General features: G+C 62.1%; 25 protein-coding genes. 11 read left to right on the top strand and 14 right to left on the bottom strand.

The features are described from left to right. Nucleotides 1–314: 314 nt before the first annotated feature. Both AC1DCM_RS05925 and AC1DCM_RS05930 read left to right on the top strand, forming a co-directional pair. Nucleotides 315–1,106, top strand: a complete 792-nt coding sequence (locus AC1DCM_RS05925; protein WP_477517636.1) for a signal peptidase I — start codon at nucleotides 315–317, stop codon at nucleotides 1,104–1,106. Continuing rightward, nucleotides 1,099–1,521, top strand: coding sequence for an Hpt domain-containing protein (locus AC1DCM_RS05930; protein WP_477517637.1), 423 nt, complete (start codon nucleotides 1,099–1,101; stop codon nucleotides 1,519–1,521). The genes AC1DCM_RS05925 and AC1DCM_RS05930 overlap by 8 nt, the downstream gene beginning before the upstream one ends. A gap of 14 nt (nucleotides 1,522–1,535) precedes the next feature. On the opposite strand, the gene AC1DCM_RS05935 is transcribed toward AC1DCM_RS05930, so the two are convergent. Continuing rightward, nucleotides 1,536–2,804, bottom strand: coding sequence for an MFS transporter (locus AC1DCM_RS05935; RefSeq protein WP_477517638.1), 1,269 nt, complete (start codon nucleotides 2,802–2,804; stop codon nucleotides 1,536–1,538). Between the two features lie 177 nt (nucleotides 2,805–2,981). On the opposite strand from AC1DCM_RS05935, the gene AC1DCM_RS05940 reads away from it, so the two are divergent. Beyond that, nucleotides 2,982–3,722: an IclR family transcriptional regulator gene (locus AC1DCM_RS05940; RefSeq protein WP_477517640.1), complete on the top strand. Its 741-nt coding sequence runs from the start codon at nucleotides 2,982–2,984 to the stop codon at nucleotides 3,720–3,722. 109 nt (nucleotides 3,723–3,831) lie between these two features. Continuing rightward, nucleotides 3,832–5,019: a 4-hydroxybenzoate 3-monooxygenase gene (locus AC1DCM_RS05945; RefSeq protein ID WP_477517641.1), complete on the top strand. Its 1,188-nt coding sequence runs from the start codon at nucleotides 3,832–3,834 to the stop codon at nucleotides 5,017–5,019. A 194-nt stretch (nucleotides 5,020–5,213) separates the two neighbouring features. On the opposite strand, the gene AC1DCM_RS05950 is transcribed toward AC1DCM_RS05945, so the two are convergent. The 4 genes from AC1DCM_RS05950 to AC1DCM_RS05965 all read right to left on the bottom strand — a co-directional run bounded on the left by AC1DCM_RS05950 (nucleotide 5,214) and on the right by AC1DCM_RS05965 (nucleotide 9,309). Then, a complete protein-coding gene (locus AC1DCM_RS05950) occupies nucleotides 5,214–7,202 on the bottom strand; it encodes an HNH endonuclease signature motif containing protein (protein WP_477517642.1) in 1,989 nt (662 codons plus the stop codon). A 448-nt stretch (nucleotides 7,203–7,650) separates the two neighbouring features. After that, a complete protein-coding gene (locus AC1DCM_RS05955) occupies nucleotides 7,651–8,157 on the bottom strand; it encodes a hypothetical protein (RefSeq protein WP_477517643.1) in 507 nt (168 codons plus the stop codon). Nucleotides 8,158–8,159: 2 nt separating this feature from the next. Next, nucleotides 8,160–8,720 carry a hypothetical protein gene (locus AC1DCM_RS05960; protein WP_477517644.1) on the bottom strand — a complete coding sequence of 187 codons (561 nt, stop codon included), beginning with the start codon at nucleotides 8,718–8,720 and terminating at the stop codon, nucleotides 8,160–8,162. A gap of 124 nt (nucleotides 8,721–8,844) precedes the next feature. Further along, complete coding sequence (locus tag AC1DCM_RS05965) at nucleotides 8,845–9,309, bottom strand: phage tail protein (protein ID WP_477517645.1); 465 nt, start codon at nucleotides 9,307–9,309, stop codon at nucleotides 8,845–8,847. A 192-nt stretch (nucleotides 9,310–9,501) separates the two neighbouring features. Here AC1DCM_RS05965 and AC1DCM_RS05970 point away from each other — a divergent pair, with 192 nt between their 5' ends. Continuing rightward, nucleotides 9,502–10,398 (top strand): helix-turn-helix transcriptional regulator, encoded by an 897-nt coding sequence (locus AC1DCM_RS05970; protein ID WP_477517646.1) that lies wholly within the window; start codon nucleotides 9,502–9,504, stop codon nucleotides 10,396–10,398. Here AC1DCM_RS05970 and AC1DCM_RS05975 read toward each other — a convergent pair. Both AC1DCM_RS05975 and AC1DCM_RS05980 read right to left on the bottom strand, forming a co-directional pair. Beyond that, nucleotides 10,362–11,582: an MFS transporter gene (locus AC1DCM_RS05975; protein WP_477517647.1), complete on the bottom strand. Its 1,221-nt coding sequence runs from the start codon at nucleotides 11,580–11,582 to the stop codon at nucleotides 10,362–10,364. The genes AC1DCM_RS05970 and AC1DCM_RS05975 overlap by 37 nt on opposite strands. Before the next feature lie 92 nt (nucleotides 11,583–11,674). After that, entirely contained in the window at nucleotides 11,675–12,112 is a 438-nt protein-coding gene (locus AC1DCM_RS05980) for a hypothetical protein (RefSeq protein ID WP_477517648.1), read from the bottom strand. Between the two features lie 191 nt (nucleotides 12,113–12,303). Between AC1DCM_RS05980 and AC1DCM_RS05985 the strand changes: the two genes are divergently transcribed. Next, entirely contained in the window at nucleotides 12,304–12,525 is a 222-nt protein-coding gene (locus AC1DCM_RS05985; RefSeq protein ID WP_442004358.1) for a hypothetical protein, read from the top strand. 12 nt (nucleotides 12,526–12,537) lie between these two features. Here AC1DCM_RS05985 and AC1DCM_RS05990 read toward each other — a convergent pair whose 3' ends face one another. Together AC1DCM_RS05990 and AC1DCM_RS05995 are read right to left on the bottom strand one after the other, a co-directional pair. After that, nucleotides 12,538–14,454 carry a glycoside hydrolase family 15 protein gene (locus tag AC1DCM_RS05990; protein ID WP_477517649.1) on the bottom strand — a complete coding sequence of 639 codons (1,917 nt, stop codon included), beginning with the start codon at nucleotides 14,452–14,454 and terminating at the stop codon, nucleotides 12,538–12,540. Nucleotides 14,455–14,539: 85 nt separating this feature from the next. Beyond that, complete coding sequence (locus AC1DCM_RS05995; RefSeq protein ID WP_477517650.1) at nucleotides 14,540–15,217, bottom strand: TetR/AcrR family transcriptional regulator C-terminal domain-containing protein; 678 nt, start codon at nucleotides 15,215–15,217, stop codon at nucleotides 14,540–14,542. 94 nt (nucleotides 15,218–15,311) lie between these two features. Between AC1DCM_RS05995 and AC1DCM_RS06000 the strand changes: the two genes are divergently transcribed. From AC1DCM_RS06000 to AC1DCM_RS06010, 3 genes are all read left to right on the top strand, one after another. Next, entirely contained in the window at nucleotides 15,312–16,382 is a 1,071-nt protein-coding gene (locus AC1DCM_RS06000) for an NAD(P)-dependent alcohol dehydrogenase (RefSeq protein WP_477517651.1), read from the top strand. Between the two features lie 153 nt (nucleotides 16,383–16,535). Then, the gene (locus AC1DCM_RS06005; protein ID WP_477517652.1) at nucleotides 16,536–17,441 is read left to right on the top strand and encodes an SDR family oxidoreductase; all 906 of its coding nucleotides are present in this window, start codon (nucleotides 16,536–16,538) and stop codon (nucleotides 17,439–17,441) included. A gap of 145 nt (nucleotides 17,442–17,586) precedes the next feature. Continuing rightward, nucleotides 17,587–17,829, top strand: a complete 243-nt coding sequence (locus AC1DCM_RS06010) for a DUF6458 family protein (RefSeq protein WP_431117140.1) — start codon at nucleotides 17,587–17,589, stop codon at nucleotides 17,827–17,829. Between the two features lie 77 nt (nucleotides 17,830–17,906). Here the strand turns inward: AC1DCM_RS06010 and AC1DCM_RS06015 are convergent, their stop codons facing one another. Then, nucleotides 17,907–18,518: a VOC family protein gene (locus tag AC1DCM_RS06015; RefSeq protein ID WP_477517653.1), complete on the bottom strand. Its 612-nt coding sequence runs from the start codon at nucleotides 18,516–18,518 to the stop codon at nucleotides 17,907–17,909. Nucleotides 18,519–18,576: 58 nt separating this feature from the next. On the opposite strand from AC1DCM_RS06015, the gene AC1DCM_RS06020 reads away from it, so the two are divergent. Further along, complete coding sequence (locus AC1DCM_RS06020; RefSeq protein WP_477517654.1) at nucleotides 18,577–18,861, top strand: hypothetical protein; 285 nt, start codon at nucleotides 18,577–18,579, stop codon at nucleotides 18,859–18,861. A gap of 14 nt (nucleotides 18,862–18,875) precedes the next feature. Here the strand turns inward: AC1DCM_RS06020 and AC1DCM_RS06025 are convergent, their stop codons facing one another. From AC1DCM_RS06025 to AC1DCM_RS06040, 4 genes are all read right to left on the bottom strand, one after another. After that, nucleotides 18,876–19,424: a DUF488 domain-containing protein gene (locus AC1DCM_RS06025; protein WP_477517655.1), complete on the bottom strand. Its 549-nt coding sequence runs from the start codon at nucleotides 19,422–19,424 to the stop codon at nucleotides 18,876–18,878. 8 nt (nucleotides 19,425–19,432) lie between these two features. Beyond that, on the bottom strand, nucleotides 19,433–19,675 hold the full coding sequence (locus AC1DCM_RS06030) for a hypothetical protein (protein ID WP_477517656.1): 243 nt from the start codon (nucleotides 19,673–19,675) through the stop codon (nucleotides 19,433–19,435). A 109-nt stretch (nucleotides 19,676–19,784) separates the two neighbouring features. Continuing rightward, on the bottom strand, nucleotides 19,785–20,378 hold the full coding sequence (locus AC1DCM_RS06035; protein WP_477517657.1) for a histidine phosphatase family protein: 594 nt from the start codon (nucleotides 20,376–20,378) through the stop codon (nucleotides 19,785–19,787). Nucleotides 20,379–20,474: 96 nt separating this feature from the next. Continuing rightward, the gene (locus tag AC1DCM_RS06040) at nucleotides 20,475–20,843 is read right to left on the bottom strand and encodes a VOC family protein (RefSeq protein ID WP_477517658.1); all 369 of its coding nucleotides are present in this window, start codon (nucleotides 20,841–20,843) and stop codon (nucleotides 20,475–20,477) included. 59 nt (nucleotides 20,844–20,902) lie between these two features. On the opposite strand from AC1DCM_RS06040, the gene AC1DCM_RS06045 reads away from it, so the two are divergent. After that, nucleotides 20,903–21,349: a MarR family winged helix-turn-helix transcriptional regulator gene (locus AC1DCM_RS06045; protein WP_477517659.1), complete on the top strand. Its 447-nt coding sequence runs from the start codon at nucleotides 20,903–20,905 to the stop codon at nucleotides 21,347–21,349. Nucleotides 21,350–21,583 lie beyond the last annotated feature (234 nt).

A 21,583-nucleotide genomic window follows, 5' to 3' on the forward strand; every position in this document is an offset into this window, starting at 1 on the left:
CGCGTTCCCCACCACGGCCAACGACACCTTCCAAGGCGCCACCAGCACCATCGCCTTCGCCTTCACCGGCACCCAGCGCACCGAAACCATCAAGTAGCACCAGGCCTTGTAACACGAGGCCTGTAACACCAGAGCAAGCATCACCACCTTAAGCATCACCACAGAGCCCCGCCGGGCCTGGTCGGGCGCCCCCCTGCCCGATCAGGTCCGCCGGTATTTCCTGAGCCAGACTTGAGGCTTTCCGGCAGGAAACCTGAGCCAGATAGCCCAGACTCGAACAGAAGATCACCAACACAGGAAGGAACGCCAGGACCATGAGCGCACTGACCAGCATCAGCGGAGCCGCCCTCAAGGGCCGGCGTTCAGCCGCAAAGCCTGCAAAAACGTCAATGACTTTAGCCACCGCCGGGGTGAAGCAGCCCAAAGCGGCACCCGCGACAACCGCCGTCGAGACCCCCGCCAAAGCCGCGATTCCAGCCAAAGCCGTCGGGACCCCCGCCAAAGCCGCGATTCCAGCCAATGCCGCCGCGGCCCCGGGTGCGTTCCGCCGTATCGCTGCTAAGACGATGAAATTCCTCGGTTTCACCATGCTGGCCGTGGCGGCCTTGGTTTTCCTCTTGCTGGCGATCGGTCCGCGAATCCTGGGCTACCAAACCTCCACGATGCTGACAGGGTCGATGGCGCCGTTGATCAACCCGGGCGACGTCGTCGTGACCGTTCCGACGCCGATCGTCGACCTCAAGGTGGGCGACATCATCACCTACCACATCCCCGTTGAAGACCAGCGGGTGGAGACTCATCGCATCACTGAGATCACCGCTACAGCCGATGGCAGCGTAGCCGTCCAGACCAAGGGCGATGCGAATAATGGCATCGATCCATGGATCGCCACCCTGCAGGGCAAAACGGTGGATAAGCAGATCGCAACCATCCCTTACGTCGGGAATGCCATTCGTGCCCTCCGTGAACCGCTCGTCCTGAACATCCTGATGTATGGAGCGCCCGGGATCCTGGTCATCGGGATGCTCGCCTCCATCTGGAGTAAGGACCCCAGCAAGTCGACGTTGGAAGACGCCCCGCAGCCACAAGCAGCCAGCCATGACTGACGAGGCAGACGGTCAGGTTCCGGCTCTGGAACCGTGCAGGTTGCAGGCCCTGGCCGATGAAATGGGAGACCCCACCCCGGCGTTGCGTTTCCTCTCCACTTACCTTTCGATGTTGCCTGGCAGACTACTGAGGATCTCCAACGGCCTCTGCCAACACGACGCCGATGCCAGCATGGATGCTGTGCTGAGCCTCAAGATCTCCTCGGCAATGGTGGGCGCGCTTGAAACTGAGGACCAGTGCAAGGCCATCGAGTCGATGATCCGCGAGGAACACTTCGACTACGCCGTCCAGGCACTTCCGGCGCTCCGCCAATATACCGATCGCTGCTACGCGGCCGGACCGCAGCTGTTGGGCAAGGCCCGCGAGTCGCTTCACCCACAGCCCGGAAAGTTGGACGGCCAGCTGAGCACCTAGCGGCGTGCCGGCGGTTACCGTTCTCCCGCCGGCACGGGCTCAGGAATTTTGACCTGATCGGGCACAAGGAACAGCGCTGCGACAGCCAAAAGTCCCGCTGCGGCGAACACGTAGAAGCCGGCGGGATAGGCAATGTTTGCGGCCACCAGTGTTCCAGTCACGGCAGGACCAACGATCGCGCCAAGGCGTCCGACGCCGGCAGCGAACCCGAGTGCCGTTCCCCGGAGTCGCGCCGGAAACAGCTGACTGACCCATGCGTAGACCAGAACCTGCGAGCTGAAGACGAAGACGCCGGTGACAAACACCGCGGCGTTGAGCAGGAACTCACTCTGGATCTTCACGCTGAGGACGGCCAGGAACACTGCCGAAAGCCCGAACCACACCAGCACTATCTTCTTGGTTCCATGCCGGTCAGCAAGAATTCCGGCCAAAACCAGTCCGGCCACGGCGCCGAGGTTGAGGACCAGCAGCAGCGTCAGGCCAGTGCTCACGGTGTAACCGGCAGCGGCCATCAACTGCGGCAACCACGTGTTCAAGCCATAAACCAGCAACAAACCCATGAACGACGCGATGCCAATGCCCACAGCCACCAGCGGATACGGCTTCTGCAGGAGGTCGCGGAACCCGGTCTTTTGCTTGCCGTCTGTGGAATGCACGACGCCGGGAGCCGCCTCTGTTGTTTGGCCCACCTTCACGGCTGCTGCTTCGGGGAGCGACTCCGGAAGTTTTGCCCACAGGAATGGCAAGAGCGCCAGTCCTGCGATGCCGCCAATGATAAACATGAGGCGCCAGTTGGGGACCACAAGGATGGCCAGGAACGCCGTCGCTACAGCACCTACGTGGTAGCCGGTCATTGTCCGCGTGGTCGACTTTCCGGCTGATCCTGCCGGTGCGTAATCGTTCATGTACGCGAGGGCGGCGGGGAGGCATGCGCCCAGCCCAAGTCCTGCCAGCAGTCGCAGTATGGAGAAGACCGCCACGTTGGGCGCGAAAGCGACTCCAATCGTGAAGAGTGAGAAGCCGGCTACGCAGGCGATCAAGAGCTTCCGGCGGCCGAACTTATCGGACAGCGGGGCGATAAAGAGTGCGCCGAGCCCCACGCCTACAAGGGAAATAGTTGCAGCGAAGGTAGCTCCAACGGCGTCAAAGCCTATGTCGCCGGTCTTGATGAGCGTTGGAATCACAGTCCCCAGGACCACCAGGTCGAAGCCGTCCAAGACCATGGCAAGCCAGCAAAGCCAGACTGGCCATTGGGAGCGGCGGGCAGATGGCATCGTTGGCATAGTGTCCTCGGGAGTTCGTCTTGAAGTGGATGTGGCCAGCAGAACGGCCGGTCGGTTATGAGAGTTGTATCACCGGCTGGAGTAATCTGGGGCACGTTCTACCATTGAATGGAAGACGCGCACTGACGTTTGGTAGAAGAGGCGTCTGACATAGGAACAGCAGCAAGGGAGCGCATCGTGGCCAACTCAGCATCTGGCGACTCCGTGGTGGATCGCGTAGTTCGGGTGATTGAGGCCTTCCCCGAAGGCGCCACCTCGCTGCAACTGAGCGAACTCGCCGACAGGTCAGGCCTCCCCTTGTCTTCCGCTCACCGGCTGGTCCGGCAACTCTCCAGGCATGGCTTGCTGGAACTTGGGGCTGGCGGGAACGTTCGGCTCGGGCTCCGATTGTGGGAACTCGTCAACAGAAATTCGCCCACGCTCGCACTCCGTCAAGCGGCCATGCCCTTCATGGAGGATATTCAGCAAGTCTTGAACCAGAACGTAAACCTCGCAGTGCTTGAAGGGTGGGAAGCGCTGTTTGTGGAGCGTCTTTCGCGCCGAGGCTCGGTTGCCAATCGAGCACGCGTCGCCGGTCGAATGCCGGTCCACATTTCCTCCGCCGGCCTTGCGCTGATGGCACACCAATCCCGAGACTTGCAGGCGGAGTACCTCGAACAGTTCCATGACCCGGCTGGAAAGGCGACTTCCGACGTCGTACGGCACCTGTTGGCGGAGGCCGCGCAGCTGGGCTATGCGCAGTTGGCTGGCGTCGTCGATCCGGACACCTGGGGTATCGCGGTGCCGGTGATGAACGGCAAGCGGCGCACTGTAGCGGCCCTTGGCGTGGTGGTGCCCTTGGCTGAGATGCGGCTGCAGGCCCTCGTTCCGGCGCTACAGACCGCCGCCCGGGGCATAGGCAGACAACTTAGGGATTGATATGGGTTTCCGTTGAACGGAATCCATGTAACGTCGGTCACCCGCCACGCGCCACACTGATTCCAGGCTCATCCCGTCCCAGCGGGACCGCAACGAAGCGAGGAACACCATGGCACGCACTACCGTTACTACTCAAGTCGCCATCATGGGCGCAGGACCGGCCGGGCTCATGCTCTCCCACTTGCTGGCCAAGCAAGGCATCGAATCCGTGGTGGTGGAGGTCCGCAGCCGCGAACAGATCCATCAAACTGTTCGCGCCGGCATCCTGGAACATGGCACTGTCAACCTGCTTGTGGACTCCGGCGTCTCAGACCGGGTGCTGCGCGAAGGTGACCGGCACGATGGCATCGAGTTGCGATTCAACGGCGAAAGTCACCGTATCAACTTCAAAGAGTTGGTTGGTGAGTCCGTATGGTTGTACCCGCAAACGGACGTGTTCGCCGACCTCGCCGCACGGCGCGAGGCCGACGGTGGCGACGTTCGGTACAGCGTCACAGACACCACGGTTCACGATCTCGAGGGTCAGCCGAAAGTCTGGTTCACTGACTCCGAGGGCCGGGAGTTCGAGATTCAGGCCGACTTCCTCGTTGGCGCTGACGGGTCCCGCAGCCACTGCCGCTTCCAGATCCCCGAAGCCAACCGGAAGTGGTTCTTCCACGAATACCCGTTCGCTTGGTTCGGTATCCTGGCCGAGGCTCCGCGCAGCTCTGACGAACTGATCTATGCAAACTCCGAGCACGGTTTTGCCTTGATCAGCCAGAGAACCGAGACAGTACAGCGCATGTACTTCCAGTGCGACCCCAAGGAAAACGTGGCCGACTGGGACGATGAACGCATCTGGTCCGAATTGCGCAAACGTGTAAACGGCAACGGCTTTGAGCTCAACGAAGGCCCTGTCCTGGAAAAGATGGTCCTGCCGTTCCGAAGCTTCGTTCACACTCCGATGCGCCACGGCAATCTTTTCCTTGCCGGCGATGCCGCACACACCGTTCCGCCCACCGGCGCCAAGGGCCTTAACCTCGCGATACACGACGTGAAGGTGCTGTTCGAAGGCTTGGACTCCTTCTACTCCAACGGTTCCACCGCGCTGCTGGATTCCTACAGCGACCGCGCCCTGGACCGTGTGTGGAAGGCCCAGCATTTCTCTTACTGGATGACCTCCATGCTGCATACCGTTCCCGGCGCAGGGGACTTCGACCGTGCACGTCAGCTGGGCGAGCTGCATTCCGTGGTCTCGTCCGAGCACGCCAAGGCGTACTTGGCAGAGTCATACACGGGCTGGCCGACGTCGCGGTAAGGCTTCGGCGCGGCTGAGTTTAGGGCCGCGGCTCAGCTTACGTCCGGGGCTTAGTTTACGAGCGCTCGACGGCGCGCTGTCACTTCGGTCAGTCGCCTTCGGGCTGTCACCTTCGGCTGTGAGCTTTTGGCGTCAGTTAGATGGCCACTGCTGTTTAGCCAGGCAGCCGGGGCGCGATTGAACGCGACACACTCCTATGTTCTGAGGGGTGTGTGGTGGTGGTTGCGTCGGGGTGTTTGTTTGGGGTCGATGTGTGTCGGTGGGGTGAACCAGGGCACGCCGGTGGTCATGTCGATCCGCCATTGTTCTTTGTGGATGACGTGGTGGTGGTGGCTGCAGAGCAGCGTGCCGTTCTCGGTTCCTGTGGTGCCGCCGTGTGACCAGTAGGTGATGTGGTGGGCTTCGCACCAGGGGGCGGGCATGGTGCAGTCGGGGAAGGCGCAGCCGCCGTCGCGGGCGGTGATGGCTTTGCGGATGTGGGGTGGGAAGATCCGGGTGGTGCGGCCGATGTCAAGGACGCGGGAGTCGGTTCCGAGCAGGACGGGGAGGATGTCCGCGTCGCAGGCGATTTTGCGGATGGTGTTGGGGTGCATCGGGCCGACGAACGTCGCGGTCCCGGAGCTGAGCCGGGGGTGTTGCGCGCCAGATCCGGTTATGGTCGTGTTGGCTGCCGTGCCGGGCGGGGTGGTGGCTGCCGCGCCGGTTGTGGTGGTGTTGGCCGCGCCGTTGAGTTGTTGGAAGAGGTCGCGCACGTTGATGGTGGTCGTGACTTGGGGGCGGAGTCCGCCGTTTGCTGGCAGTTTCCCGGTGGTCATGGCGACCGCGCAGGCTCCGACGAGTCCGTCGAGGAGTTTCATGGGCCGGGAACGCCGGTCCAGGTCCGGGCCCGCTGGTTTGTTCCGGGTGTCGTTATTCCCGCCGCCGCTCCCGTCACCGCTCTCGTCGCCTTCGCCGGTGGCATTGTTCGTCCCGCCGCCCACGCCAGTGATGTCGCTGTCTCCGGTGGTGAGTCGGGGGTTGGTGGCGACGTTCATGGCGGTGGTGAGTGTTTCGTATTGTTCGGCCGTGGCGAAGATTTCCAGGTGGTGCAGTCCGTGGCGGGGTTTGCGGATGAAGGTGCCTTGGAGCTGGCGGAGAACTTCCTCGGACGGTTCGGGCCCGTCCTGGTCGATCCGGTCGGTCCAGCGTTTGGCCATTTTGGTGACGAAGTCCGGGTCGGATTCAATGGCCGTGGCGGTGAGGGCGTGTTCCATCCGGGTGAGGGTGTCGTCATCGGTGAGCTGCCGGACATTTTCCAGAGCGCTGCTGATGATGGTCGCGGACCGGGTGGGTATGTGCGTGGTTTCGAGGGCCTGGGCGAGGATTTCGCGGCGGGGCGGGATGTGTTGCCCGGCGATTCCGGTCCGGGGGAGGACCTCGGCGGCCAGGGCGAGGCGGCGGTTGGCTTCGCTTTTGCTGATCCGCAGGCTCGCGCGGAGGAATTCCGCGGCGTTCCGGTAGCCATCATCGGCCACCGCAGCAGCGTCCGCCGCACTAACAAGGCCTGCCGCAGTAACAGCCCCGGCTGAGTCAGGGTCCGTGGTTCCGGGGTCTGTCCAGCCTGTCTGCCATCCCGTGCCAGCGGCGGTTGAGGGCCGTGCCTGCTGGGCTTGGGTGCGGGTCCGTTCCACGGCGTGTGCCGCGATGACCTGCAGGTATTCCACGGTCCGGGCGATCTCCTCCAGCCGCCCTGCGAATCCCGCTGCCTCGGTAAAGCCGAACGTCAGCGCAYCGGCCACCGTGGCGGAACGCAGAGATTCCAACGCCTGAGCGCTTTCAGCCAGCGCATCCCCGAGTGCCAGCGCACGGTCAAGCCCGCGGGAAACGCTAGGCCCAGGCAAATCCTCAAGCCCCTTGGAACTATCAAGCCCAGCGGAAACGCTCAGCCCCGAGGAAACAGACTCGACGTCAGGGCCAACTTTAGTCTCGACGCCATCAGGGGCAGAGAAGGGCCCTGGTTTAATGCCGCGAAGCAGCCAAATGCCCCTGGGGTTGTCCGAATCGGTGACTACCGCCGTCGGGCTTTCATGGGCCGCCAGCTCGTTGGCCGGTACGTTGTGGCTTGCTCGGGGAACGCGTCGGGGGCGCAACGTGGCACCAGACATCGCTGCCCGTCGCGCCACAATCTCCCCAATGCTTGCCATGAATAAACCCTCTCACCAGGGTCTGACATTTTTAGGACCCAGAGCCGCTGGCCGCGGTGCGCAAGATTTCCAACCGTTTCCATGCATCAACCATGTCGGCAGGGTCGGACAGTATTAGCCCACCGACTGACGTGATAGTCGCGTTCTAGTGCCCAAGGGCTAGGAGACTGCTGAATAAGCGGGTGGTTGGGGCGGGCGGAACGCCACCAATGGCCGTCTAGCGGCGTGTTCTGGTCAGCACCCTTGGGTGCGACAACGGGGTCGTTCCGCCCGCTTACCCTTATTCTGCCTCAGATCCCGGGCTTCATCCAGCGATTTTTTGTCGATGGCCCCGTCGGACGGTGCCTGCGGTTGGATAGGAACAGTCTTAACCACCAGCCCCACGAGTCCAGCCGACGCACCCCACGGCGCGACTGATTCAGCAGCCTCCTGGCGGCCAGCTCCCGCGCTACTGTCCTCCGTACAACGCCGCCTCGAGCAGCCGGTCAAAGCTGGCAGTTCCAATGCTCACCGGAGCAACGGTTATGACTGCGAGGAGTTTCTCGGAGCCGTCTTCCTTGGCACTGGCGACCCTTTTGACGTGCAGCCGCAAACCGGGAACCCCATTGATGAGCAGTGGAAGCTGTTCACCGCTCGTGATCAATTTCCGTAGCTGCTTTGTGGAGACCGTGTCGTCGGAGCTTCCGGTTAGCTCCGCGAGGGTGTCGTTGATCCGTTTTGCCAAGCCGCGCATCAGGCTCCTCTGGGCGGCGACGGTCGGAATAGTGAGGATCGCAGCGAACACGGCTGTGAATATCGCCGCGGGGATGAAGCTTCTCAGGGCAGCCATGAAGATCATCAGGACCAGCCACAGGATCACAGCAAGGATGCTGAAAGTGACAAATTTGATGATGGGTTTGTCGCCGGGTTTCCTCATCCAACGCACGATTTCAACAGCGTCGGGCGTGTTCTCCATGGTCAGGATTCCTTCACTTCCAGGAGTGCTTCGGCCAGAATTACTGCCTCGCGTGCTTCCCTAAGATCATTCCGCAATCCCAGATCGGGGACCTTCGCGGCGCCACCGCCGGTACCAGCAAGTTCATAGAGGGCCTTGCTCAGGTTTTCGCGGTCCTGTGACAACCTACGGGACGTATCCAGTTTGGCTCTGCTGACTTCAAGCTCCCGGACCGACCGGCCGATGGCGTCGAGTCGCCCTTGCATGAGTGACAGTTTCTTTGTAAGTCGCAGAACCTGTGCACTGTGCATTGACTCCATCTGAACAGCAGTTCGTTGGAGCTCATTGAGGGCCGCCGACGTCTGCGGCTCGCCGGAATGACGGGCTAGTTCCTCATTGACGCGGACCAATCTCCGTTCCCAACCGCGAAGGGCCCGTTGATATCGTCCCAAGAGCAGCGAGACCGCAGTCAACGCCTTGTCCAAGGCCCTCGCCCGGGTGCTCAGGCTTGTGGTCGCCGCATCCAGCCGAGCAAGGAACGCGGCGTAATTGTCCGGGGGAGGGACCTTGTTGTGGGGATCCATGAGTCACCTGCGCCCGATGCCGTTGCAACCAGGTTTGGTTCGGTTCAACGCTCCCCAAACGCCCATGTCAAGAGAATAGAGGGTCCCCGCCCGTTGGCATAGGGCCCGAATTCACAGCCAGCGGTCAGTATTGACCCTTGATCACGAAGTACGAACCCCGGATCACCCCTGCCAGCTTGGATTTCTGGCGGGCGAACTTGAAGCGCGATTCCAGTTCTTCCGGAACGTCCATCCCTTCAGCGAGTTTGAAACCGACCGCCCGCTTCCCGCCGTCCTCGATGCTGTACATGACGTTGATGGACAGCCCTGACTCGTAGAACACGTAATCCATGCGCAAACCGTCCACTTCGAAGGCCGTCGCCTCCAAAGGGCGGGACTCGATGACGATGTCCCGCTCTTCCTTCAGGATCCGGCTTACCCGATCTACTACTTCAGGGACTTCACTGGCGGGGCTCACGGTGAAGTCGTGGTCGTATTTGTTCTTGTAGTAACGGGCCTCGTTGGCGCGCAACCCTGCGAGCGTCTCGGCAACCGGAGAAGACTCCAGGCCCTCGGTGGAAACGTTCTTGAAGTCAACGATGTACGGCAATTGCTCTCCTCGTCAGATGTCTTGGGACCAACCCTAACGTTCCGCACTGACACTGCCACGCTTTGGTGAGGAATTGGGCGCGGAATTGGGTGCGGGAAACGCACGACGGCGGGAGGTCGCCGTCGTGCGTTTGTCGAAGCAGGTATCGGGAGGGACTCCCTCCTGATACCCCTTTGGCCTAGCGTGGAGCCTATGGATAATCGAGCGGAGGTCCGCGAATTCCTGATCTCTCGGCGTGCCCAGGTGGCCCCTGAGCAGGTTGGACTGCCCGCCGGCACGAACCGGCGTGTGAAGGGTTTGCGGCGAAGTGAAGTAGCCACACTTGCCGGTTTGAGCGTGGAGTATTACACGCGCCTCGAGCGTGGCGCGATCAGCGGAGCTTCCCCGCAGGTGCTTGAGAGTATCGCCAGGGCGTTGTGCCTGGACGACGCCGAGCGGGCCCACTTATTCGACCTCGCCCACGCGGCCAGTCCGGTGGCCCGGCCGCCGCGCCGCCGCCACTCCAGGTCCTATGTTCCGCATCAGAGCCTGCAATGGGCGCTGGATGCTGTCACCGCCGGTCCGGCGTTCGTTCGAAATGGCCGGATGGATCTGCTGGCGGTCAATCCCTTGGCCCGGGCCTTCTATAAGGACTGCTATGACATTCCAGGCCAACCACCGAACATCGCGCGCTTCACGTTCTTGGATGAACGCGCTCATGATTTCTATCCTGATTGGGATGCGTTCGCCGAGGCGACCGTGTCAATCCTGCGGACCGAAGCCGGTCGCGATCCCCACAACAAGGAACTTCATGACCTCATCGGTGAGTTGGGTACCCGCAGCGATGAGTTCCGGAAACGCTGGGGTGCGCACAACGTCCGCCATCATGGGACGGGTTTCAAGACGTTCAATCACCCCGTTGTGGGCGAGCTGACGCTTGCTTTTGAAGGCTTGGAGATGGCCGCTGAGCCCGGCTTGACCCTCACGATCTACAGTGCGGAACCGGGATCGCCTTCGGCGGAGCGACTGCAGTTGCTCGCCTCGTGGGCTGCCAGCGAGTACGGCACCACAGCTCAAGCTGAGCCTGAGAGGGCTGCCTCGGACGGCTGAGGTGACCGTTCTTTCCGCCACAGAATGGTGAGCGGGAGAAAATACAGTGCCGCTATGCAGGTACCCACCAGCACCGGACCCGTGGCGCCGAGCGCCGACTCAAGTGCGAAGCCTGCGATCCACGAGCCCACTGCGGTGCCGAGGTTGAACGAGGACGTGCTGAGGGCCGAGGCGAGCGTGGGGGCATGGTGCGCATAACCGACGGCTTTGCCTATGAGGACGGGGTTGGTTGCCATGCCGAACAGGCCCAGCAAGAAGATCAGGATCACCGTCAGCACGGCGTTGCGAGAGAGCAAGCAGAGAGCGCCGAGCACTAGAAACGTCATCGCTGCCGATACAAACAGCGCCGTGAATGGGCGGTGCGCGCCAAAATGGCCGCCGAGGTTGGAGCCGATGAACGCTCCGACGCCGTAGCCCACGAGCACCAGCGGAACTGCTGCTGCCCCCATGCCGGTGTTCTGTGTCAGGAGCGGAGAGATGAAGCTGTAGGCGGCTAGGGAGGATCCGCACACGATTGCGCAACCTGCAAGCACAAGCCAGACCCGCGCGTCACGCATGCTCGCGATCTCGGCCCGGACTGAGGGGATGGGGCCAGAAGAAGGTTCGACGCCGACCAAACGGTAAACAACAATTGCCGCCATGAGTGCCAGGACGGTGAGGATCCAGAATGGACCCCGCCAACCGATCGACTGGCCGGCAAACGCCCCCAACGGAACGCCGATCACGTTGGCGAGCATGCCGCCGCCCAGGACCACCCCCAACGCGCGGGAGGCTGAAGCGGCACCGGCCGCCTTCGCACCCACGACGGCGGCGACGGCCCAGAACGCGCCAGTGGCCAGAGCCGTCAGGAACCGGGCACCGAGTATCACTGCGAAGTCGGTGGTGAGCGCGACGATGACGTGCCCGACGGCGAAAACCACTAACGCGAGACTGAGCGTGACGCGTCGCGGCATCTTGAGGGTGAGGATCGACATGGTGGGCGTTCCAACGATCATGCCAACCGCGAAGACGGTAATCATCAGCCCGGCATTTCCTACCGTGATACCCAGATCCTGGGCGATCTCTGGAAGGATCCCTGCCACCACGAATTCTGTGGTGCCCATGAGGAACACGCCCGCAGCCAGCACGTAGGTAACAAGCGGCAGGCGACGGATTGATGGTGCGCGCCGGGTATCAGTGGTCATGGTTCCAGACCATCACAGGCGCCGGGCCTGAGGGAGTCCCGGTTGTTGGGGGTTCTCGGAGGGACTCTTTTCGGCAGCCAGGAAAATGTGCGCTAGTCCGGTATCTCCATCTGGAACCCACACTCATCGCAATGCAGCACCCGGGTATTCAAGTAGGTCTCAAGCTCCGGATCTGCCCGGCCTGTGGCGCCTGAGGAAATCAGGTGGAGTTTCCCGGGGCCCGTGTGCATAGGCACCCCACAGTGGAGACGGTGGCGTCCGAATTGCAGAACGCCCAGGGATTCATCCGAGCGGATCAGGACATCGGCGACGTCGGCCACTTCCGCTGCGTGGGACCGCGAGAATCCGCAAGCTTGGCACCGATACTCCACGTGGATCAACCCTGCGGTAGATCCGGGGGCTTTACCGCCGGTTTGGATGAGTTCGATGGTTTCGATGAGGAGGTGCTCATCCGTTCCGCACTGGTCGCAGAAGGGCTCGGAAGGCAAGGGGGAGAGGGGAAAAGGAGGGTGGGCTGATTGCGCAGGCATGATCATCCTGTGACAAGTGGAGACCGGATACCTTGGGCACAAGTACGATTTCTCCGCTTTGAGCCTAGACGCCGCGGGCTCTGGATGACAAGGGTTCGGGGTGAAAACGCCCGACGGCGGGAGGTCGCCGTCGGGCGTTTATCCAGCCACTGGTCCTACCGCAGAAGCCCACGCGATGGGACGATTTCCTTATGGGCGATGAAGAGAAGAAGAGCCCCGGCGTGCCCGAGGGCGCAGGGTCAGAGGAACGCGATCAGTGGCAGGATACCGACGCTGGATCTCCGACCACACAACAGATGAGGACTATCGGCCAGCGTCGGCGGGAGGCCGAGCGCAAGCTGGATCAACATTTGGAGGAAGCCAAGCACAAGGCTGAAGCCGCGGATCCGGACGATCAAAAGACGGAATCGTAACTGCAGTTTTTTTCAGCGGCTGGGTTCGGGACGCTTTCTTGGCGCCGGATGATCAGTGCCCGGGCCGCTTTCGGAGATGGCCTGTTGTGGGAGCTGGTCGGTACCTTGTTCCGGGTGTTTCGGGCTGCGCAACGGCGTGTCGCTGCCGTGGGCTTCGCCGTGATGGAGTTGCAGGGCGCAGTGGATCAGGGGAAAGTGGCTGAACGCCTGGGGAGTATTGCCGAGTTGGCGCTGGGTTCTGGGATCCCATTCCTCGCTGAGCAGCCCGACATCGTTACGGAGCGTCAGTAGCCGCTCGAACAACGCCGTTGCCTGGCCGGTATGGCCAATGCCCAGTAGCGCATCCACCAGCCAGAACGAGCACGCAAGGAAGACTCCCTCTTCGCCGGGCAGGCCGTCGTGGCCTGACTCGGTTCGGTAGCGCAGTACCAGCCCGTCCTCGGTCAGGCCTTCCTGAATGGCTTTCACCGTTCCCGCAACGCGTGGGTGGCGGTGCCCCAGGAAGCCAACGCGGGGGATCAAGAGCAGGCTGGCGTCCAGTTCCTTGCTGCCGTAGGACTGTACAAAGCTGTTGAGCTCTTGATCGAAACCGCGGGTCATAACCTCCGAGTGGATTTGCCTGCGAAGCGCCGCCCAGCGGTCCGCGGGACCGGGCAACCCCGAGGTTCTTACGGCCTTGACCATGCGATCTGCAGCTACCCATGCCATGACTTTGGAATGCGTGAAATGCCTGCGGGGGCCTCGCATCTCCCACAGCCCGTTGTCCGGCTGGTCCCAAGCCCCTTCCAGGTACTCCATCAACGCCACTTGGATGTCCCAAGACGTATCAACGGTGCCCGGCGGGGAAGCTGCCCTGGTCAGCGAGAGCCCGTCCAACACCTCACCCCAAACGTCTAATTGCAGCTGGGGGGCGGCGGCATTCCCGGTGCGGACCGGCATGGAATTTTCGTAGCCCGAAAGCCACGGGATCTCGGCCTCCGGTAGTCTGCGGGCGCCGTCCAGGCCGTAAACGATCTGCAGCTCCGAAGGATCGCCCGCCACAGCACGGAGCAGCCATTCCCGCCAGGCTGCCGCTTCTTCCGTGTATCCGGCGGCAAGCAACGACTGCAGGGTCAGGGTTGCATCCCGCAGCCAGCAATAGCGGTAGTCCCAATTACGGGAACCGCCCAGTTGCTCGGGAAGGGACGTTGTAGCAGCCGCAACGATGCCTCCCGTCGGGGCATATGTCAGGGCTTTGAGGGTGATGAGGGATCGCTCCACCGGATCCTTGTACTTGCCCTCCATCTCGCTTCGGTCAATCCACTCGCGCCAGAAGGATTCCGTGGCGTGAAATGCTTTGGCGGCGTCGATACGCCGGGGCTCCGGCTCGTGGCTTGGTGCCCAGCGAAGCACGAACGGGATGCGTTCCCCGGCCCGCACTGTGAACTCACTGATCGTGCGCCTGTCCTGGCCCTTGAGCGGAGCGGGCGTGGTGAGATAGGCGGAGTCGGGCCCCGCCACGGCGCTGATTCCGTGCTTGTTGCGACGTACCCACGGCACCACGCGACCGTAGTCGAAACGGAGAATCAATTCCCCACGCATGGCCACCTCGCCGGACAGGCCTTCCACGATCCGAACGAGATCTACAGCGTCATCCCGGACGGGCATGAAGTCGGTGACACGGACTGCGCCGCCGTCCACTTCCCATTCCGTTTCCAGGATCAGGGTGTCCGGACGGTAGCGGCGCCGGGTGCAGTTTCCACTGTTCCGGGCCCCTGCATCTGCCGGCGCGAGGAGCCATCGACCAGCTTCAGGGGTGTGCAACAAGGCGGCGAAACACGCGGGGGAGTCAAAACGGGGCAGGCACATCCAGTCGATGGATCCATCGCGGGCCACCAAGGCGGCCGTGTTCAAGTCCCCGATGATTGCATAGTCCTCAATTCTGGCCATGGCATCAGATCCTTAAATCGGACGGCGTCTCGAGTATGCCCTGACCGTACCCTTTTTGCCTTACGCACCTCAACGGCTGCGGAGGTCATTCGCCTGCTGCGCCGGCATCGTCCATCAATCGGGTGAGGCCGTCAAGAATCAGGTTCAGTCCAAAGTCGAATTCGTCGCCGAAGTCGTAGCCGGGTTTGAGGACATGCTCGACGGCGATCTCCACCATCCGCGGGTACTCCCCGGTTGAGAATCGCTCCATGATGGGGGCGGTGATTTCGGCTGCGGTATCCCGGCCTTCAAACGGCAAGGCTGCCTCCTGGAGGGCGAAACCGTAGATGTAACTGTCCAGCGCCGCGTACGCGTGGGCGGTCAGTTGGATGGAGAATCCTGCTTCCCGCAAGGTGGCGAGCGTCGCTTCGTGGTGTCGGAGTGTTGCGGGGCCAGGGGAGGAGCGGCTTTCCAGCAGCCCCACCGCCCACGGATGCCGGGCAAGGGCCGCGCGCATCGCATGTGCCCGATCATGCATTTCCTCCCGCCAGTTACCGGACGGGGAGGGCAACTCAACTTCGCTGAACACCATGTCCACGATGCCGTCCAGGATCTCGTCCTTGTTGGCCACGTAGTAGTACAGGGACATCGGCTTGGTGCCCATGCTTTGAGCGAGTGAGCGGATGGTCAGCGCCGATATCCCCGACTCGTCCGCGAGTTCCACGGCGCATGCGAGAACCCTTTCGCGGCTGAGCGGAAGGCGCTCCGGGCTTGCGGTGGGCACTGGATCTCCTCTGGGTGTTCCGTTTTAGTACATTGTACGGTAGCGTTATTAGTACAGCGTACGAAAAGTCGCTGAAGCCCTGAAAGGAACGGCCATGACCACTGGTCAGCAAGCCAAGGAAACGCCAGCATCCAACGCAGCGCCCACTTCGGAAGACACCATGCAGGCCGTAGTGCAGGATGCCTACGGCTCGGCCGACGTCCTTCGTTTGGCCCGGATCCCCAGGCCGGAGATTGCGGGCGATGAGGTGCTGGTGCGTGTCCATTCTGCGGGTTTGGACCGCGGGACCTGGCACATCATGACTGGGAAGCCTTACGCCCTGCGTCTGGCCTTTGGGTTCCGGGGACCCAAGAATCCGGTACCTGGGCTCGATCTCGCCGGGACGGTCGAGGCCGTGGGACCGGAGGTAACCCGCTTCGCCGTCGGCAACCACGTCTTCGGCGTGGGCAAGGGTTCCTTTGCCCAGTACGCCGTAGCCGGGGAAGACCATCTCGCCCTCAAGCCTGCCGGCATCAGCTTCGAACAAGCAGCAGTGGTTCCCGTTTCAGCCTGTACCGCCCTCCAGGCGCTTCGTGCAGGTGGGATTGCAGGTGGGCTGGAAATAGGGACACCAGCAGGGCAAACCGCGACGGGCCTCAAGGTGCTGATCACCGGTGCCTCCGGCGGAGTTGGCGGATACGCGGTGCAGTTCGCCAAAGCCGCGGGTGCTGAAGTTACCGGGGTCTGCAGTGACGGCAAGATGGACCATGTACTGTCCCTCGGTGCCGACCACGTGATCGATTACGCCAAACAGGACTTCGCCGACGGGTCGAAGCGTTATGAGGTGATCATCGATCTCGCGGGAAACCCCAGCCTGAAACGCCTTCGCCGCGCGCTCACCCACAGCGGAACGGCAGTTCTTACTGGTGGTGAGGAGGGTGGACCGCTAACTGGTGGCATGGACAGGCAGTTCCGGGCATTGGCACTGTCCCCCTTCATCAGTCAAAAGCTGACCATGGTCGTTGGTACGGAGCGTTCGGAGGACCTTGAGTCCCTCGCCGAGCTCCTCCAGGCCGGAACCATCGTCCCGGCCATCGACCGAAGCTATCCCCTTCATCAGGTTCCCGAAGCCATGCGGTACTTCGACGCCGGTAAAACCCGCGGAAAGATTGCCATCACCGTGTGACTTTCCGGTAGCAACGAAGGTTGTCCGTGAGGCGACCACAACGCGCGACGGCGGCAGGTCGCCGTCGTGCGTTTGCGTGAAGTCTGGAATCAACGCGGCCCGCATGCTACGACTGTTCCGGGGAGCGAACCCGGCGAGTCCAAGGAGCAAATTATGGCTGAAGAAAAGCCTGTCCTCGTGGTCGGTGCCACCGGCTACCTTGGCAGTCAGGTGGTTGATGCACTGCTCAAACGCGGCAAGAGCGTCCGGGCGCTGGTCCGGGCAAAATCCAACGCGGGCAAGCTTGAATCCAGAGGTGTCGAAATTGTCCGGGGCGACATGCTTGACGTTGCGTCCTTGATCCATGCGATGACAGGTGTAGCCGGCGTCATTTCGACGGCCGCCGGATATACGCGGAACGACAAGAACGCCAGCGCGATCGATACCTTTGGGTACAGCAACCTGGCCGTCGCCGCCCAACAAACGGGCGTTCCCAGGTTCGTTCTCATCAGCATCCTCACCTGTGACCTGACACCCCAGGTGCCGCACTTTTGGCACAAGAAACAGGCCGAGGACACGTTCGAACAGCTGGGCGTTCCTTTCGTGGCGCTTCGTCCGGGTGCGTTCTTCGACCAGACCGCTGGGAGGGGCGGCGACCCTCTGGAGAAGGGGCGCGTCATGTGGATCGGTTCGAAGGACACCCCGCTGACCTTCGTCCTCACGAGCGACCTCGCGGGTTACCTGGCGGATGCCGTGGATGCGGAGATAGCTAATGGCGAACGCATCGACATCGGCTGGACCCGGCCCGTCAGCATGTCAGAAGCGGCGGGTCTCCTGTCCAAGCATGGCGAGGCGGACGGCAAGGACATCAAGATCATGGCCGTTCCGACGCCGGTGCTCAAGGGCTTGGGCAAAGTCACCTCGCGCTTTGCCCCGCTGGTAAGCGATATGGCCAGCATGTCGGCGTGGTTCGAGACGGGCCGATACGTTGCCAACACGAGCAGGCAAGCCGAAGTTTTTGGTCCGCCGCCCACTCCCGAGGACGCCATCGCCCGGTTCGCCGCGGGCTTCGGGCACTGATCGGGGCCACTCCGAGCACGCGTGGTAGGCGAACAATGACGGGCACAATCTTTCGCGCGTCGCAAATTGAGAAGTATGCTTACGATATCGACGCAGTTCCGTGATCACCCGTTCGCGGGCCGGTCGGAAGTGAGAGGAGCACGACATGAGAATAGGTTCTTCCATAGCACTGATCGCCATTGGAGCGATTCTGGCCTTTGCGCTTGCCCCCGGACTCATCCCCTTCGTGGACCAAGTCCTGATCGGCTACATCCTCATGGCTGTAGGCGTATTGGGCCTGATTATTTCCATCATCATGGCAGGCCGCACGCGGCGTACTGACCATGTCGTGGAGCGGCGTGATGCTCCAGAGACCATCATCGACCGGCGCCCGCGTCCCGAAGTTTAGCTCTCTCTAAAGCAAGAAAAACGCACGACGGCGGGAGGTCGCCGTCGTGCGTTTTCTTGCGTGCAAACGCAAAGGCCTCAGCCCAGCGGAGCTTCCCAGGCGAATCCGTCTGGGTCGTTGAAGGTACCTGCATCGCCGCTGATGAGGAGACGATGTGACCCGGTGCCGTCAGGTGACACGCCGGCGGTCTTGGCCAGCACCCCGCGTTTGTTGAGCGTCAGCTTGATGGGACCGGTATCAAACTCCACGTACCGGCTGCCGAAACTCTTGGCCATGGTGAGGCCTCGGTCGAGATAGAACTGTTTGCTGGCAGCCACATCCGCGACTCCCAGTTGGAGCACTATCGCATCGATCTGAAGATCGGCCGGGCCAGTGTCTTTCTTTGACGAGGATGCGACTGTCCAGATCGTGCCGTCCGGAGCTTGGACTACTCCGCCGTACCCCCACAGGGATTTGGCGGCTGGCTTGATGACAGTCGCGCCGGCGTCATTGGCGTTGCCGATAAGACTGTTTACGGTGGCCGGCTGGGAGACGACAAGCGACATCGTAAATCCGCGAAAGCCGGTGGTCGGCGCCTCGGATGAACGTACCTGAACCCCGCTGCCCATGCTGAAAACGTCAGTGTAGAAGGCCTCCGCCACCTCAATGGCGGGAGCGACCTCGAGAATTACAGATTCGATGGCTGCCATGCCAGTCATCCTAGTGAAGAACCAGTGGTCACGGCTGAACACCACGTAGGCTGCTGACATGGAGAAGTCATTCGACGTAGAACTCGTAAATCAGGATGAGTACTTGGTGCGCTGGGCATCCGAAGGGCAGACCGGGGAATCCGTCTTCCGGATCACCCCTGAATTCCTGGCCGAGGCCGGGCTGGACGGCCAGGACGGGCAGTTCATTACTGAAGAGACGGCCAACTTTCTGGCCGAGCACCAACCCGTGATCGACTTCCCCCAGACCATGGACCTGGAAGAGATTGCCGCAGCTTACCCCGACTTCGCACAACAACTGCGGAGCCGGCTTGAGGCACGCTGACCTAACCCACTGACCTAACCCACTGACTCGTCCACGGGTAGGTCGTACTGCAGATGCCCGCGGTGCACCCTCACTCCGGCCGTAGGGACGTGCGGGACCAGCTTGGCTCCTGGCATGAGATGACTGACGGGCAGTGAGTCCAGCAGAACGCAATGATCTGCGATGAGGCGGCGATGGCAGCGCCACCAGAGCGTTTCGCTGCACATGATGGCGGTCTTTTGGTCAGCCGCATCCGCCAAAAGCTGACTCAGGGCTGCAGTGAACTCAGCTGTGCGCATGTACGCCGCGTAGGCCCTGAAGGAGTCGTTGCGCAGGGACGTGTCGGGGGAGCCGGGTGGAAGCTTCCGGAACCCACCCAGTCGCTGTTCCCAGCGATAAGCGATGCCGGCGGCCGGTAGCCACTGCTCCATGTGGGTTCTTCCGAAGTGAGGGTATTTCCGGCTTCCCGGACCAATCCGAACGTCCACTAACGACTCCACGCCAGCCGCCTCCAAAAGGTCCTCAAAATCGGCCTGGGGTGTGGCGCCATGCCCAACGGTCAGGAGTTTCTGCTCGTTCGGCATCGGCTTGCTCAGCATTGGAACTGGACGTCAAACTCTTCCGGCTTCCGTCCGCTCGAGGCCGTTGCGGCGTCGAGCACGGCCTGGGCCGCCTTTTCCAGCCGGGAAACGTGAAGCACCAGCCCGGGGATTTGCACCACGCGAAGTTCAAACCAGCCGTCCGTGGCCAGCGTTACTCTCGCGGTCAGGGTGATTGCGTTGGCCCGGCAGGCTTCGGTCGTCACTAGTCGGGAGCCAACAAGTGTGAGAGCCAAGCTGACCTCCAGGGCAGCGGAGCGAAAGGCGCCAGCTGCTTGACTCACTTGAGCATACAGAAACTGGCATGTGGAATGTCAATAACATTCGCGGAGTTTCCGGGTTGTGTCAGCTGTCCACGTCGGCCGTCAGAAGCTCACCATTGAAGTACTCCAGCTTCCAGCCATCGGAGGCGTGGTGATGCGCGAGGTTCAGTACGGCATTGTGGACGCTGTCCAGCGTGCGTCCAATCGCGCGGCTCAGTGACAGTCGGATCAACGTACCGTGGGTTACCACCAGGACGCGCTGTCCCGAAAATTCCTGTGCCAATTGTTCCAGGGCATCCATGCCGCGGCTGGCTGCGTCATCATCGCTCTCGCCCCCGCGGAAACCGCCCGGGATGCGAAGTGCTTCGAGTTCCGGCCCGGCTTGCAGCCCTTCTGCCGGTCCGAAGCTTCGCTCAATAAGCTCCGGAACCCGCCGGGCGACCCGAAGGCCCAGGCCTTCTGCAATCAGGTCGGCGGTTTCTGCCGCACGGCTCAAAGGTGAGGAAACGATTGCGTCCCATTGGTAACTGGCCAAAGTGGCAACGGCGTCACGCGCCTGTTGGCGTCCGACGTCGTTCAGAGGAATGTCAGTGGCCCCCTGCAGCCGGCGCTCCGCGTTCCAGTTGGTCTGGCCATGGCGGACGAGGGCGAAGGTAGTAAGGGTCATGCCTTCCATTGTGCCTTCCCGCCGTCCAAGCCGCAGTTCCGTGCGTCACGTGAGGAAAACGTCCGACGGCGGGAGGTCGCCGTCGGACGCTTGTTGCCGTTGGTGTCAGGCGGCGTCGTGGATAGTGATCCGGTAGCCGTCCGGATCTGCGAAGGTGAAGGTGCGCCCGAATGGCCCATCGATGGGTGCTGCCGTGATCTGCGTGCCATGGGCGGAGAGCGCGTCGTGGAGTTCCTGGGCGTCCGTTGCCTGCAGCCACAAGGCAATTCCTTCGCCGGGTTGCGGGAGCGAATCCAGCTCGGTTTCCGGCAGTGGCTCCCGCACCGCAAAGGCGACCGGCTTGGTATCGAAAACAACTGCATGTGGCGGACCGGCCACCGAGCGCGTCAGCCCGAGTTGCTGCTCGTAGAACAGTGCCGAACGTTCAAGGTCGCGGACCTGCAGCGAAATGAAATCTGGACCGATTGTTGCCATGCTTGCTCTCCTAGTTATGTCAGTATGTTGACATGAACAAGCTATGTCAGAATATTGACATGAGTCAAGACGGCAGTGGCGTGGATCTGGACACCTCCCTGGGCTATCTCCTGAAGCAAGTGCACAGCGCTTTGCGGAGCGCAATGGACGCTGCTCTCCGGCCCCTCGGGATGACAGTGGCGCAGTACGCATGCCTTGAACTCCTGGCGCAACGGCCCGGCCTCTCCAATTCCGAGCTTGCCCGCGGCGCCTTCGTGTCGCGGCAGTCAATGAACGTGCTTCTCCAGGCGCTCGAGCGGGACGGGTTGGTTTCCCGGTCGGAGCAGCCTGTTGCCGGGCGGGCACTCCCCGTGAAGCTAACTCCGCTCGGAAGCAAGCGATTGAAGGCAGCCAGTGCGGCCGCGAATGAAGTGGAGGGCCGATTGCGGCAGGGCCTGACGGCGGACGAGCAGCAGCATTTGCGGTCCCTGCTCGGCTCGCGGCTGGCGGAACTCGGAGGAGACTAAGCGACGTCCTCACGGATGGCCCGTTTCCCTTCCGAGCCAATACTAAGTATCCTGATGACTTATCTGGTGAATCCGGATGATGCTGTTTGACGCAGGACTGCTCAAGCCGTAGCGGTTACGCCGAACAGGGCGGCCGCGCGGCTCTCGTGAAAGTTTGATCGGCGGCGTTGCCTGGTAGCAACGGACACTGTTAGGGTCCGATGCACACAAGGTGGGCCTGAAGGGCGTGACAAT

It is taken from the genome of Paenarthrobacter sp. 10N417, from assembly GCF_056394745.1.